Below are 14,029 nucleotides of genomic sequence, written 5' to 3' on the forward strand. Positions count from 1 at the left end.
CGCTCCAGGCCGCTCATGCCGTCACCTCCGCTACGCCCCGGCGCCCGCCCGAGATCCACCCTGAACTGCGCTCCAGGCCGCTCATGCCAGCTCCTGCCGTAGCTGCCGGCGGGCCCGCATCGCCCGCGTCTTGACCGTGCCGGGCGGGATGCCGAGCAGCACCGCGGCCTCGGCGGTGGTGAGCCCGTCCAGGACCGTGGCCTGCACGACGGCCCGCAGCTCCGGGGAGAGGCGGGCCAGCGCGCCGGCGAGGTCGCCGTGCTCGACGCCGTGCAGCACCTGCTCCTCGGCGGAGGGCTCGTCGCGCCCGCGCAGCCGGGCGAGGAGCCGGCCGAGCCGGTGGCGGGCGCCGTGCCGGCGCAGCGCGTCGATGAGCCGGCGGGAGCCGATGCGCCACAGCCAGCCGGCGACGTCGCCCTCGGCGCGGTAGCGCGCGGCGCCGCCGTGCCACAGCTCCAGGAACGTCTCCTGGACGACGTCGTCGACCAGGGACTCGTCGGCACACCGGTGTCGCAGCCGCAACGTCAGCCAGACGGCGTGCCGGCGGTAGAACGCCTCGAACGCGGCCCGGTCGCCGGCGGCGGCCAGGGCGAGCAGGTCGGCGTCCTCAGGTGGTGGTCTCACACCTCATCATCGGATCCGGCCCGCCGATCGGTTCACCGCCGGAGCGGACAACTACGGAGCGGCGTTGAGCAGATCCAGTGCGCTGTGCTGGCAGCTGTGGTTCGTGGCGGTCCGTGGCCCGGCCCAGTGGCTGCCGTAGGCGTCGATCGTGTCGCGGTCGTTCAGGTACGCGCTGTCGGCGTTGCGCTGCAGGTAGCCGGAGTACGCGCCGCCGGTCGCCGTGTCGAGCACGCCGAGTCCGCGCACCGCGGCGCCCTTGAACGACACGCCGTCGCCGGCGCAGGTGCCGCTCTCGTTGGGTTCGCGCAGGATGCCGCCGGGCGACAGGTAGGCGCTGCCGACGAGCGCGTCACCGATGCGCCGCGCGGTCGCGAGGGCGGCCGCGTCGCCGGTGAGCCGGTTGAGCTGGACCAGCGCGTTGATCAGCGCGCCCTGGTTGTACGTCCAGGTGACCGCGCCGTTGTTGCGGCAGGTACTGAGGCTGATGCCGTCGTTGACGAGGTCGGACCCGTTGAGCATGCCGGTGCCCTGGAACCAGGTCCACGCCGCCCGGGCCCGCCCGCGGTAGACGGTGTCGCCCGGGAGGCGCAGCGACAGCGCCGCGTTGAGCTGGATGTAGAGGCTGTTCTCGATGGCGTTCTTCTGCTGCCGGTCGGTCCGCCACCACACGCCGCCGCCGCAGCGGGTGGTGTCCCAGTAGGCGTACATGTGCTCGGCGCCGGCCCGGGCCGTGGCCAGGTAGCGGCCGTCGCCGGTGGCGTCGTAGGCGGCCACCCAGGCCAGAGCCCACCAGCCGGTGTCGTCGAGGTACTCGTTGCGGAACTCGCCGAGCCTGGCGTTGACCTGCTTGTCGTACGTGTTGGCGATGGCGTAGCGGTAGCTGCCCATCCCGGAGCGGCGGCTGTTGTCGATGATCGCGGTGAGCGCGTTGGCGCTGGTCCACCAGTCGTTGTTGCCGAACAGGCCGGTGCCGAGGTTGTACTGCATCATCAGGGCGGTGGCCGCCGCGGTGCGCCGGTCCCACGCGTTCCAGGTGGTGCGGGTCCACGCGGTGCAGGTGATCTCGGGCCGGTCGCCGGCCTTGCCGCAGGCGCGCAGCGCCCCGACGCCGTTGGCGGCCCAGTGGTCGACGTTGAACTGGGCGGTGCGCCGGCTCGCGGCGCCGGCGACGACGGTGGCCGCGCCGATGCGGCTGTCGGGCCAGGTGCGGCCGCCGTCGAAGGAGCGGTCCAGCCACACCTCGTCGCCCGCCTTGCCGTTGTCGAGGCTCGCCCAGGCCATGGCGTCGGTGTCGTTGACGTGCACGGTGAAGCGCCGCCCGTACAGGGTGCTGGAGACGGGCTGCCGGTCCGACGGGGCGAGCGCGGCGTCGCGGCCGTCGCAGTAGCGGTTGCAGATCGTGGTGGCGGCGCCGGCGGGCGCGGGGAGGAACACCACGGCGGCCAGGACGAGCGCGGGCACGGCGAGCAGGCGCGGGGACACGATGCCCTCCCGAGGGACGGGGAAGTGTGGCCCGGACCGCCATCCGGTTCCATCGACGATCCTCCACGTCCAGGGTTCTGTCAACTGTTGACACAACCGCCGAGCGGCGGCGCCCCGACCCGCGCGCTCACGGCCCGCCCCAGCCGGGCGCGGTGTCCTCCTCGTCGTCGATGACGAAGCCGGGACCGATCCGGTCGCGCAGCACCTGCGGATCCATCGGCTCCCACCGGGTCCCGCCGACCGCGCGCAGGTAGCTGAACCCGGCGCCCCACCAGCCCGGCTCGTACGCGACGACGTCGACCCGCTCGCCGACGAACCGCAACCGCACCTGGTCGGCGACGACCCCGGCCTGGTCGTCGAGGTCCGAGCCGGCCACCGTCAGCAGCGCGAGCAGGCCCTCGTCCTCCTCGCGCCAGGCCCGCAGCCGGCCGGTGCGGCGCATCTCGCCGCAGCCCGCCACGTGCACCGTGTAGGTGAAGCCGTCCTCGTCGTGCACCAACTCCGCAACCACGTCTATCGATGTTACGCGGAGTGTCAGCGCATGCCCCGGTACACGCCGCGCAGGCGGTCGAGGCGCTGGCGCTGCTCGTAGGTGGCGCCGAGGGCGATGAGCAGCAGACCGGTGCCGCCGAAGAGCAGCAGGAGCATCCAGACCGGCAGGCCGATGCGCAGCAGCTCGTTGACCGTCGCGATGATCGTGACGGCGGAGCCGACCGCGACCGGGGCCTTCTGCTGGCGCACGGCGCCGATCGCCACGGTCACCACCCCGGCGAGGATCAGCAGCACGCGGCGCAGCTCCGGGGAGTTCTCGCTGGCGACCGCGAGGGCGAGGCTCGGCGCGAAGCCGGCCACCAGCGCCGGGCCGTAGGCGAGCCAGCTGCCCAGCTCCGGGCGGCGGCGGATCTCCAGCAGGCCGGTGATGAGCGCGAGCACCGCGAAGGGCAGCGTGTACGCCTCGATCACGGCGACCTTGACCGTGATGAGCAGCAGCCAGATCGCGATCAGCTCGGCGACGGACGCGGCGATGATGAGGATGACCCGCTGCTGGCCGCTGCGGCCCTTGCGGGCGGCGGACAGGCCGAGGACCGCGCCGAGGGCGGTGAGGGCGGCCGCGGTGTGCGCGGCCGAGCCGAGGGTGAGCAGCACGGCGACGACCGCGCCGGCGTATCCGGCCGCCTCGACCGTCATCGCCTCGCGGTTGATGCTGTTGCTGGGCCGCAGGCGCGGCAGCGCGGCGCCGAGCACCAGCAGCATCGTCGCGACGATCAGCAGCGGGAACGCGCACTGCCGCAGCTGCAGGCCGGCGGCGAGACCGGCGGCGAGGGCGAAGCCCTGCGCGGTCGACGCGGCGACGTGCCAGCCGAGCATGCGGCCGTTGGGGGTGCGCCCCCAGATGCCGGCGACGGCGCCGACGACGACCGAGCCGGCGAGCCAGGTCAGGGTCTGCTGCTTCGTGGCGAGGCTGCCCGCCCCGCCGGCGCCGGCGGCCAGCACCGCGATGGCGAAGACGAGCCGGCGGGCGTTGATGAGCATCCGCCCGTCGGAGCTGTCGGCCTCCGGTGGGACGGTGAGGGCCAGGCCGAGCCCGGCGATCGTGGCGACCAGCAGCGCCGCCGTCGGCTGCCACGGCCACGGGGCGTGCAGCGCCGCCGGGGCGATGAGCATGGTCAGCGCGGCGCTGGGCACGACGATCGCGACGGCGCGGCCGGCCACCGCCTGTGCGGAGCCGCCGAGACCGACCGCCATGAGCGCACCGGCGATGGTGAGCAGCGCGGCGGCCAGCACCTGCGTGCCGTCACCCGCGTAGCGGCCGAGGGCGCCGAGGTCGGACGCGGTCGCCGCGGTGCCCGTCCACGGCTGCTGGATCCACTTGTACGGGCCGACGAGCGCCGCGTACACCGACGGCGCCACGAAGATCACGACGATGAGGGCGGGCAGCCCGGCCGCGGCGGCGACCCCGAGGGTGTAGCCGCGGGGCGCCCGGACCTGCCGCCACCGGCCCGTGGGCGGGCCCGCGTTGTCGGGGCGGAACCTGGCCGCCGGGACCCACTCGACGCTCGGCTGCCAGGTGACCCGCAGCAGCTCGGCGAGGACCCCGAGCAGCGCCGCGGCGGCCGCGTACACGGCCGCGCCGTCACGGTGGACGAACAGCGCGACGACGGCCGTGGTGGTGGCGCCGCCGGCGACGCCGACCGTCACGTACGGCAGGTATCCCGGTGCCTGCTGCGCGCCGGTCGCGGCGGCGGCCAGGCCGACCGCGCTGGTCGCCAGCGCGGCGATGAGCACGGTGCTGACCTGCCCCGGGTGCAGGCCGCCGGCGGCCGCGGCGGCGGCACCGGCGAACGCGAACAGGGCGGCGGCGACCCCGGTCCCGCCGACGAACGTGAGCGGGCCGTCGAACGGGTTGCCCCGGCGGATCGCGGTGGCCCGGGCGAACCCGGCGACGCACACGCCGCTGACCGCGAGCGCGACCAGGGTGCCGGCGGTCGCGCCGGGCCGCACGAGGCCGGCCCCGGCGGCGAACGTGCCGGCGACGAGGCCCGCGCCGAGCCTGGTGTACGCGGCCCGCCAGCTCTTCGCGGTGGCGGCCCACATGCCGATGCCGGTCGCGGCGATCCACCCGACGACCATCGGGGACTGCCAGCCGAGGCCGAGGCCGACGGGCGCGCCGACGGCGGCGAGGGCGGCCGCGGCGGAGGCGGTGTCGTCGCCGTACGGCTGGGGCAGCGCGATCGCGGCCGCCCCGGCGAGCAGCAGCAGCGCGATCGGCACCTGCCAGCCGTACGTGGCGAGCTGCTGCGCGTTGGCGAGCCAGCGGTCGTCCAGGGCGGCCCGCCACGGCGGGTCGGCGGCCCGGATGACGCCGACGGCGCCGATGACGGACATGGTGCCCGCGTACAGGCCGGTGCAGACGCCCACGGTGGTGGCGCCGGCGACCGGCCCGCGGCGCCACTCGTCGGGGAGGCTGCGGGCGGCGACCGCGACGGCGAAGACGAGCAGGGCGAGGGTCACCACCTCGATGCCGTCGGACGCCAGCGACACGGCCCGGGCCACGGCGCCGATCCCGGCGATCGTCACGGCGGCGGCCGCGGCGTCGGCGCCGGTGAAGTCGGCGCCGAACGTCTGCCGGTCGTCCATCCGCGGCGCGGCCCACAGCATCAGCGCGGCGATCAGCATCAGCAGGCCGATCACCAGGTCGATGGTGGTGGCGCCGTCCGCGCGCAGCACGGCGACGGCGACCGCGACGGTGCCGGCGGTCGCGCCGATCAGCAGCGGCGGGCTCTGCGCACCCCGGGCGACCTGGGTGATGGCGGCGTAGCCGAGGGTCACCGCGAGCGCGAGGAAGCTCATCACGAGCACGACGGTGGCACCGCCGGGCAGGTCGCCGAAGAGGATCGCGGCGCCGGCCGCGGCGGCGCCGGGCAGCGCGAACAGGGCGCCGCCGGCCGCCGCGTCGGCCACCCTGCGGGTGACGAAGTCGCCCTCCGCGTCGGCGCGGTGCGGCCGGGGCAGCAGCGCGATGGCGGCGCCGGCCACGGCGATCACGAGCAGGGTCAGCGCGGTCGCGGACGGCCGGGCGAGGCTGGCGGCGGCCGCGTACAGGCCGAGGACGAGGGCGGCGCCCAGGCAGACCCAGGCGGTGTGCGCCTCGGGGACCCGCATGGCCAGGGCGCCGGCGGCGACCGCGCCGGAGACCGCGAGGGCGGGGATCATCAGCCAGCTCAGGCCGAACGCGACGGGCGCGACGAGCAGCAGCAGGGCGGCGCCGATGACGACGACGTCGAGGCGGAAGCGCTCCGGCGGCGGGACGGTGACGAAGCTGCCGTCGCGCCGGACGCCGGTGCCGACCGCGGCCGGCCGGGCGGCGGGCGGCGGCGACTCGGGCCGCGGCTCGTCCCAGACGCCGGTCCGCGGACCGCTCTCCGCGCCGCCCAGCGGCCCGGGCCACAGGCCGGGCGGCGGGGTGGGCGGCCGGTGCTGCACCGTGGACCGCCGGCCGAACGCGGCACCGAGGCGGGCGCCGGCGCCGAGCGGCACGTCGACCGGCTCGGTGCGCCCGCTGAGCATGAGGACACCCGCGGCGGTCAGCAGCAGCACCGCGAGGACGGACTGCCAGCCGTCGGGCCCGACGGCCGCGTCGACGTCCGTGCGGTACGCGGAAAGGTCGGCCCGCCACACCGGCCATGCCGCGTCGAGCGGGGCGGCGAGCGCGGGCAGGGCGGTGACCAGCAGCAGCAGGGTGGTGGCCGCGGTCGCGACGGAGACCGCGTAGCGGGGGCCGCGGCGGGCGTCGCCGGGCAGCAGCGGCACCCCGGCCGCGGCGAGCGCCACGGCGAGGGCCAGGAACAGCAGCGTGGAGCCGGGGAACGCGACGGCGCCGACCCTGGCGAACGCGGCGATGACGGCGGCCGTGGCGATGCCGGCGGCGATGTCGGGCACGGCGCCGCGCCGCCACGACAGCGAGCCGGCGACGCCGATCGCGGCGGCGACGAGGGTGACGCCGGCGGCGCGGACGGTCTCGCCGAGGGCCTCGGTGGTGGCGAGGGCGGCGGTGGCGCACAGCAGGGCCGCGCCGAACGTGAGCGCGAACAGCACCCAGGCCGCGTCGCGCATGAGGGTGTCGGCGAACCGGTCGGTCTGCACGGTGTGCGCGTGCTCGGCGGACGGCGGCCCGTCGGCGGTGGCCTGGTCCCGCTCCGGCTCCCGCTGCTCCAGGCGGCGGCGGACGGACTGGCCGAGGGCGACGCCGAAGCCGAGGTCGATGAGGGCGACGCCGGACAGGGCGAGCGACCAGCCGGCGGGGCCGCGGATGATGTCGTAGGCGAGCAGCGGCAGGACCGGCTGCAGGGCCAGCAGCGTCGCGTACCGCGAGGCGATGAGGTGGCTCTGCATGCTGTACACGGCCGCGATGCCGGCGGTGGCGGCGCACACCACGCCCATGTAGGTCGTGGTCTCGAGCCGGTCGACGCCGAGCAGCCCCTCGGAGCGCAGGACGTAGCCGTCGAGCAGGACGAGCAGCAGCGCGACCGAGGCGACGGTCTCGGCGGTGGCGGTGAGGCCGCGGCGGACCAGCATCAGCGGCAGCGCCAGGGCGCCGGCCGTGATCAGGGCGAGCAGCACCACCCGCCCGACGGTGCCGATCGTGCCGAACGCGTCGGTGGTGAGCACGATCGCGGCGCCGGCGAGGAGCAGGCCGCCGAGCGCGAGGACCGACGCCTGCATGCTGGAGGTGGTCGCCTCGGGCTCGTCGACCGGGGGGTGCGGCCCGCCGCCGGGCGGGCGGCGCATCTGCGGCAGCGCCGCGGTCCTTGCCCGCAGCGGCGCGATCACCGGCCGGCGGTCGCGCGCGGGCTCGGCCAGCGCCGCGTCCGGCTGCTGGGGCGCCCGGGGCGAGTACACCTGCGGCTCGGGGGTGCGGCGCTGCGGCGCCTGCCGCGCCGCCGGCGGGGTGCTCTCGATCTTCGCGGCGCGGCCGAGCCTCGGTCGCCGGCCGCGGCCGGCCTGCTCCTGGTCGAGGGACTGGCGGACCTTGCGCCGCAGGGAGTCGCGCTGCGCGGAGGCGTGCGCGAGCTGGCGGCGCAGCTTCTGGCTGTTGTCCGTCAGGTCGCGCTTCTTCTGCTCCAGCGCCGCGACGGTGCGCTGGAACAGGGCGAGCGCGGCGGCGTCGGGGTCGTGCGGGCGGCCGCAGTCACGGCAGCCGGTGGCCTCACTGGCCGGACCACCACACGCCGGGCACGGATACGTCTCCACGCGACTCCTCCCCACGGGCCGCAGCCGGGGGTGACCGCGCTCGCGGCCACCCCCGGCTGTTCACGCCCTACTGGGAAGAATGCCTTGTTTCGACGTGTCGCGAAAGCGAAGCGCCCGTTCGGGAGATTCCGTCGCTTAAGCGACGGCCGGCTTGCCCATGCCGCGGTACTCCCAGCCCGCCGCGACCCACACGGCCTGGTCCAGACAGTTCCGCCCGTCGATGACCCGCTTGCCGGCGACGAGGTCGCTGAGCGTGTTGGGATCCGCGTTGCGGAACTCCTCCCACTCCGTCAGCACGCAGACCAGGTCGGCGCCGGAGACGGCGTCGGTGAGGGTCTTGGCGTAGGTCACGTCGGCGACGTCGTTGCGGGCGTTGTCCATGCCCTCCGGGTCGTACACGGTGACGTCGGCGCCGGAGCGGGCCAGCTTGCGCACCACCGACAGGGCCGGCGAGTCGCGCACGTCGTCGGAGTTGGGCTTGAACGTGGCGCCGAGCACGGTGATCCGGGTGCCGGCCAGGTCCGGGCCGGCCGGGCCGTAGCCGCGGCCGAGCAGCTCCGCGGACAGCTGCACGATCTTCTGCCGGCGGCGCTGGTTGATCAGGTCGACCTCGTGCAGGAAGCGCAGCGCCTCGCCGACGCCCAGCTCCTGGGCCCGGGCCTGGAACGCGCGGATGTCCTTGGGCAGGCAGCCGCCGCCGAAGCCGACGCCGGCGCGCAGGAACTTGTTGCCGATGCGGGCGTCGTAGCCGATCGAGCGGGCGAGCTGCGTCACATCGGCGCCGGCCGCCTCGCAGACCTCGGCCATCGCGTTGATGAACGAGATCTTGGTGGCGAGGAACGCGTTGGCGGCGACCTTGACCAGCTCGGCGGTGGCGAAGTCGGTGACCACGACGGGGACCTCGCGGTCCTCGGTGAGCGCCAGGTCGAACACGCCCTTGTGGGCGGCGTAGAGCATGGCGGTGGCCCACTCGCTCTTCACGCCGAAGATGATCCGGTTGGGGCGCAGCACGTCCTCGACGGCGACGCCCTCCTGCAGGAACTCGGGGCTCCACGCGACCTCGACACCCAGCTCGGCGGGGGTGTGGCGGCGCACGAGCTGCTCGATCCACTCGGCGGTGCCGACCGGGACGGTCGACTTGCCGGCGATCAGCGCCTTGCGCTTGAGCAGCGGCGCGAGGTTGGTGACGGCGCTCTCCACGTGGGAGAGATCGGCGGCCATCCCGTCGGCGCGCTGCGGGGTGCCGACGCAGATGAAGTGGACGTCGCCGAACTCGGCGACCTCCTCCCAGGAGGTGGTGAAGCGCAGCCGGCCGGCCGACAGGTTCTTGCGGAGCAGCTCGTCGAGGCCGGGCTCGTGGATCGGCACGTCGCCGCCGGCCAGCTTGGCGATCTTCGCCTCGTCGACGTCGAAGCCGAGCACCTCATAGCCCAGCTCGGCGAAGCAGATGGCGTAGGTCGCGCCAAGATAGCCGGTGCCGAGGAAGGTGAGCCGTGGACGCGGGGCGCCGGAGGGCGCGACCGCTACGGGTGGGGTGCTCGGGTACGCGATGGTCACGCCTGTGTCTCCGCTCTGTTCCCGTTTCCTCAAATACCCGCATCGCGGACATTTGTGGCGTATAGGGCTGTGTCTTGCCGACGTTGCTCCGGCGAGAGTAGTCCCTCGTCGGCGACCGCGCCTTCGGCTCCTGGGTTACTCGTCGGTATGCTCACACTCGGAGGCGCCTGAACGGCAGTTCAGGGTGAGATTTTTTCGGACGAGGGGCGTGCCGTGTTCGATGTGTACGAGCTGCCGGAGGAGCACACCGCGATCCGTGAGGCGGTGCGTGCGGTCTGTGACGGCAAGGTGGCGCCGAACGCCGCCGCGGCCGACGAGCTCGGCGAGTTCCCCCAGGCCTCCTACGACGCGCTGCGTGCCGCCGACTTCCACGCCCCGCACATCCCGGCGGAGTACGGCGGCGCCGGCGCCGACGCCCTCGCGACCGCGATCGTCATCGAGGAGGTCGCCCGCGCCTGCGCCGCCTCGTCGCTGATCCCCGCCGTCAACAAGCTCGGCACCATGCCGCTGCTGCTGGCCGGCTCCGACGCGCTGAAGCGGCGCTACCTGCCCCAGGTCGCCTCCGGCGAGGCCATGTTCTCCTACTGCCTGTCCGAGCCCGACGCCGGCAGCGACGCCGCCGGCATGAAGACCAGGGCGGTGCTCGACGGCGACGCCTACGTCCTCAACGGCGTCAAGCGGTGGATCACCAACGCGGGCGTCAGCGAGTACTACACCGTCTTCGCCGTCACCGACCCCGCCGCCCGCTCCCGCGGCATCTCCGCCTTCGTGGTCGAGAAGTCCGACCCCGGGGTCAGCTTCGGCGCGCCGGAGAAGAAGCTCGGCATCAAGGGCTCCCCGACCCGCGAGGTGTACCTCGACAACGTCCGAATCCCCGCGGACCGCATGATCGGCGAGCCGGGCACCGGCTTCGCCACCGCCATGCAGACCCTGGACCACACCCGGGTCACGATCGCCGCGCAGGCCGTCGGCATCGCCCAGGGCGCGCTGGACTTCGCCCTCGGCTACGTGCAGGAACGCAAGCAGTTCGGCAAGGCGATCGCCGACTTCCAGGGCATCCAGTTCATGCTCGCCGACATGGGCATGAAGCTCGAGGCCGCCCGCCAGCTCACCTACGCCGCCGCCGGCCGGTCCGAGCGCGGCGACAAGGACCTCACGTACTTCGGCGCGGCCGCGAAGTGCTTCGCCTCCGACGCCGCCATGCAGATCACCACCGACGCGGTCCAGCTGCTGGGCGGCTACGGCTACACGAAGGACTTCCCCCTGGAGCGCATGATGCGCGACGCGAAGATCACCCAGATCTACGAGGGCACCAACCAGGTCCAGCGCATCGTCATGGCCCGCCAGCTCCTCGCCGGCTGACCGCCTGCCTCGCACCGGGGCCGGCAGCAGCCGTCGCCGTGAAGCGTTCGGCGGCGGCCCGGTCGACGCCGGTGCCCGCGCGGACGTCGCCGGCCGGCGGACGCGCCGGCGGCTGGACCGGTGGCGGCTGCGGCAGGCGGGCCCCGGCCGGCTCCGCGCCGGCGTGCCGGTCGATCTCGCCGAGCCAGTGCCGGACCGCCCCGCCCAGCGCCGGCGGCGCGGCCATCGCCGCGTAGTCGAAGCCGATGCACCACGGCGCCACGTCGGCGCCGCCGCGGCGGACCTCGACCGTCACGCCGGCGCGCTCGCTGCGCCGGACAGGATGTTGTGCCGCTTGCCGCTGGACATGCCGGCCAGGTACGCCTCGAAACTGTCCCACTCGACGTCCAGCAGGTTGATGCAGGACAGCGCGTCGAGGTGGTCGTCGCCACCCTCGCCCTGGATCGGCTCGGCGGCGGGACGGTCCGCCCCGGCCGCCCGCAGCCGTTGAAACTTCCAGTCGAAGGCCGCCTTCAGCGCATTCTCCACCGCGCGCGCACCGCCGTCACGAAGAACGGGTGCGGCAGCGCCGGATCGCCGAAGACCCGGGCGAAGGTGAGCACGAAACGCGCGTATTCGGCGGTGCAGACATCGGGGTTGGAGGGCTTGGTGACCGCGCCCGTGACCAGCCGCGCCATGAACTGCGGGTCACCGGTAAGGGCCCGCGGATTCCCCCCAGCGCCGCCCAGGAGAAGCATGTGAACACGTCCAGGAAACGGCGGCCGGAAACGGCGTCGTGCAGCCGCACCGCACCGCTGGAGTGCAGGTCGAGCACAAAGTCATGGCCGTCGACGAGCACGTGGCCGGCAGGCGCGAAACGTAGGTCCGCAGGGGCAATGTCCATCGATGCCCGTCTGATAGTAAACGCGCATCTCGTGGAAGGAAAGAACACCGGCGTCAAGTCACCCGGAGTATCGCATGCCGGTGACCGGCGACGACGGACGCCATCAGCCACGATTTATGAGGTCAAGGTTCTGATGAGCGCTCACATCACAGGATTTCCAGCGTGTTGCCGGTCATTTCTGTACATAGGAATGAGTGGCAACAATACCGACTCCTTGTGCATCGCCGGTCGTCGCATCAGGCTCGATGTCGCCCCCTGGAACCACACCCCGAAGGAGTTCCTGTGCGCCGAAGTCCCCGCCTTGCCGCCCTGCTGGGCGTGCTCCTGCTGGGCGCCGCCGCCCCAGCGCTGATCCCGGCCGCGCCCGCCGGCGCGGCCACCACTCTCACCATGCGCGGCGCGGACGTCTCGTCCCTGCGGCGCAGCGTCGACCTGGGCGCCCGGTACTACAACGCGGCCGGCGCCCAGGCCGACCCGCTCGACATCCTCAAGTCGGCCGGTGTCAACTACGCGCGGCTGCGCATCTGGAACAACCCCGCCAGCGGCTACAACAACCTGGCGAAGGTGCTGCTCGACGCGCAGAAGGTGAAGTCCAAGGGGCTCGCCCTGATGGTCGACTTCCACTACTCCGACACCTGGGCCGACCCCGGCAAGCAGTACAAGCCGGCCGCCTGGGCCGGCCACACCATCGGCACGCTGCAGTCCGACGTCTACAACTACACGTACCAGGTGTGCACCGCGCTCAGGAACCAGGGCACCACGCCGGACAGCGTGCAGATCGGCAACGAGATCAACGTCGGCATGCTGTGGAACGACGGCAAGGTCGTCAACAACGACTTCACCAATCTGAGCCTGCTGCTCAAGGCCGGCTACAACGCGGTGAAGGCCTGCAACAGCGGCACGAAGGTCATCATCCACACGGCGAACGCCGACAACGTCGAGCACGCCCGCTGGTTCTACGACGGCATCAGGGCCAAGGGTGTCACCTGGGACATCACCGGGCTGTCCTACTACTGCATGTGGCACGGGGACCTGGCCAACCTGTACTACGTGATCGGCGACACCAGGTCCCGCTACGGCAAGCCGGTCGTGCTGGCGGAGACCGCGTACCCGTTCACCGCCGCCAACGCCGACAGCGAACCGAACTCGGTGAACGGCTCGGCGCCCTGCTCCGGCTACCCGGCGACCTGGTCCGGGCAGGCGACCAACTTCACCCACGTGCAGAACACCGCCCGCAACGCCGGGGCGATCGGCGTCTTCTACTGGGAGCCGACGTGGTACGCGGTGCCCGGCAACGGCTGGGACCCGGCGAACATCAACGGCACCGGCAACCAGTGGGACAACATGGCGATCTTCAACTGGACCGGGCAGGTCAACCCGAACGTGGTGTGGACCCCGTAGCCGGGCGCGGGTAGGCGGCGGTGGCGCGCAGGACGAGCCAGGTCGGTCCGGGCCGCGAGCGCGTCACCGAGCCGGGTCGGGCAGGTCCACGACCGCGAGGCCGAGGTCGAGCCGGTCCAGGGTCGACTGAGGGCCTAGCGCCGCTCGAGGATGTCCCGCAGCGCGTCCAGGTCCGCCTGCACCGCGGCGCAGTCCCGGTCGAACTCCGCGTCGGTCATCCCCACCTGCCGCCGCACGCTGAACACCACCTCACTGCCGTCCCCGAGCGCCGTGACCCGCATCGGGTTGTAGAACCTCTCCCCCGACGGCACCGTCACGTGATGGTCGAGCACCCCGTACGGATTCTCGGGCGCCCACTCCAGCAGGATCCGCCCCATGTCCGACTCGGCGACCCACTGCCCGTCGACGTTCTCCACCGACTTCAGCAACCCTGGCGCCCACGCCGGCAGGTTCCGCGGATCCGCCGCGTACGCGTAGACCTCCGCAACGGACCGCCCGACGTACACGCTGACATGCCGCGACTCAGCCATGCCGCTCATCCTCCCGCACCCGCCCCCACCCCAGGCACCCGCCAGCCGCGACCGAGGCGATCACCGCCGAGACGGGCCAGGGCCGAGACGAGCCAGGTGCCGAAACGAGCCACGCCCGGAGGCTCCGATGGACCAGCCCCGGATGAGCGCAGCTCGACGGCACCCAGGCCAACCCTCCACCAGCACTCTGACGACCACAGGAACCACCGACGCGGTTGAGGGGGTGTGGGTGGAGCGAAGCTCCCCCACCGGGGAGCGAGCGAAGCGAGCGCGAAGGCGGCGGAGACCTCAACGGCAAGCGGCCCCCGCCGCGAAGCAGGGGCCGCCAAGGTCGTAGCGGGGACAGGATTTGAACCTGCGACCTCTGGGTTATGAGCCCAGCGAGCTACCGAGCTGCTCCACCCCGCGTCGGTGGATTCACCTTACCCGACGGGTGCGA

At 73.6% G+C, this 14,029-nt stretch carries 11 protein-coding genes and 1 tRNA gene; 2 read left to right on the plus strand and 10 right to left on the minus strand.

The genetic code is table 11. The features are described 5' to 3' along the window. Positions 1-81 precede the first annotated feature (81 nt). The 5 genes from OP18_RS04830 to OP18_RS04850 all read right to left on the minus strand — a co-directional run bounded on the left by OP18_RS04830 (position 82) and on the right by OP18_RS04850 (position 9,414). Positions 82-624: an RNA polymerase sigma factor gene (locus OP18_RS04830; RefSeq protein ID WP_033357522.1), complete on the minus strand. Its 543-nt coding sequence runs from the start codon at positions 622-624 to the stop codon at positions 82-84. A 51-nt stretch (positions 625-675) separates the two neighbouring features. Next, positions 676-2,106, minus strand: a complete 1,431-nt coding sequence (locus OP18_RS04835; RefSeq protein WP_033357523.1) for a glycoside hydrolase family 76 protein — start codon at positions 2,104-2,106, stop codon at positions 676-678. A gap of 127 nt (positions 2,107-2,233) precedes the next feature. Then, positions 2,234-2,617, minus strand: coding sequence for a hypothetical protein (locus OP18_RS04840; RefSeq protein ID WP_156089300.1), 384 nt, complete (start codon positions 2,615-2,617; stop codon positions 2,234-2,236). 23 nt (positions 2,618-2,640) lie between these two features. After that, complete coding sequence (locus tag OP18_RS04845) at positions 2,641-7,857, minus strand: SCO7613 C-terminal domain-containing membrane protein (RefSeq protein WP_052386237.1); 5,217 nt, start codon at positions 7,855-7,857, stop codon at positions 2,641-2,643. Between the two features lie 135 nt (positions 7,858-7,992). Continuing rightward, positions 7,993-9,414 (minus strand): UDP-glucose dehydrogenase family protein, encoded by a 1,422-nt coding sequence (locus tag OP18_RS04850; protein WP_033357525.1) that lies wholly within the window; start codon positions 9,412-9,414, stop codon positions 7,993-7,995. A 213-nt stretch (positions 9,415-9,627) separates the two neighbouring features. Between OP18_RS04850 and OP18_RS04855 the strand changes: the two genes are divergently transcribed. Continuing rightward, the gene (locus tag OP18_RS04855) at positions 9,628-10,776 is read left to right on the plus strand and encodes an acyl-CoA dehydrogenase family protein (protein WP_033357526.1); all 1,149 of its coding nucleotides are present in this window, start codon (positions 9,628-9,630) and stop codon (positions 10,774-10,776) included. Here OP18_RS04855 and OP18_RS04860 read toward each other — a convergent pair. Genes OP18_RS04860 through OP18_RS56790 form a run of 3 tightly spaced genes read right to left on the minus strand, consistent with a single transcriptional unit; the run spans position 10,748 to position 11,513 of the window. Then, positions 10,748-11,071 carry a hypothetical protein gene (locus OP18_RS04860; RefSeq protein ID WP_033357527.1) on the minus strand — a complete coding sequence of 108 codons (324 nt, stop codon included), beginning with the start codon at positions 11,069-11,071 and terminating at the stop codon, positions 10,748-10,750. The genes OP18_RS04855 and OP18_RS04860 overlap by 29 nt on opposite strands. Beyond that, the gene (locus tag OP18_RS04865; protein WP_033357528.1) at positions 11,068-11,304 is read right to left on the minus strand and encodes a hypothetical protein; all 237 of its coding nucleotides are present in this window, start codon (positions 11,302-11,304) and stop codon (positions 11,068-11,070) included. Before OP18_RS04865 ends, OP18_RS04860 begins: the two co-directional genes overlap by 4 nt. Continuing rightward, a complete protein-coding gene (locus OP18_RS56790; RefSeq protein ID WP_156089301.1) occupies positions 11,289-11,513 on the minus strand; it encodes a hypothetical protein in 225 nt (74 codons plus the stop codon). The genes OP18_RS04865 and OP18_RS56790 overlap by 16 nt, the downstream gene beginning before the upstream one ends. Before the next feature lie 428 nt (positions 11,514-11,941). On the opposite strand from OP18_RS56790, the gene OP18_RS04870 reads away from it, so the two are divergent. Continuing rightward, a complete protein-coding gene (locus OP18_RS04870; RefSeq protein WP_389251411.1) occupies positions 11,942-13,060 on the plus strand; it encodes a glycoside hydrolase family 53 protein in 1,119 nt (372 codons plus the stop codon). 134 nt (positions 13,061-13,194) lie between these two features. Here OP18_RS04870 and OP18_RS04875 read toward each other — a convergent pair whose 3' ends face one another. Both OP18_RS04875 and OP18_RS04880 read right to left on the minus strand, forming a co-directional pair. Continuing rightward, entirely contained in the window at positions 13,195-13,590 is a 396-nt protein-coding gene (locus OP18_RS04875; RefSeq protein ID WP_156089302.1) for an SRPBCC family protein, read from the minus strand. Positions 13,591-13,924: 334 nt separating this feature from the next. Beyond that, a tRNA-Met gene (locus tag OP18_RS04880) sits at positions 13,925-13,998 on the minus strand. Positions 13,999-14,029 lie beyond the last annotated feature (31 nt).

It is taken from the genome of Dactylosporangium aurantiacum, from assembly GCF_000716715.1.
Taxonomy (GTDB): domain Bacteria; phylum Actinomycetota; class Actinomycetes; order Mycobacteriales; family Micromonosporaceae; genus Dactylosporangium; species Dactylosporangium aurantiacum.

Excerpts from the sequence above, each read along its gene's own strand:
- OP18_RS56790 (WP_156089301.1), bottom strand. The coding sequence starts at position 11,513 with ATGCTTCTCCTGGGCGGCGCTGGGGGGAATCCGCGGGCCCTTACCGGT.
- OP18_RS04875 (WP_156089302.1), bottom strand. The coding sequence starts at position 13,590 with ATGGCTGAGTCGCGGCATGTCAGCGTGTACGTCGGGCGGTCCGTTGCG.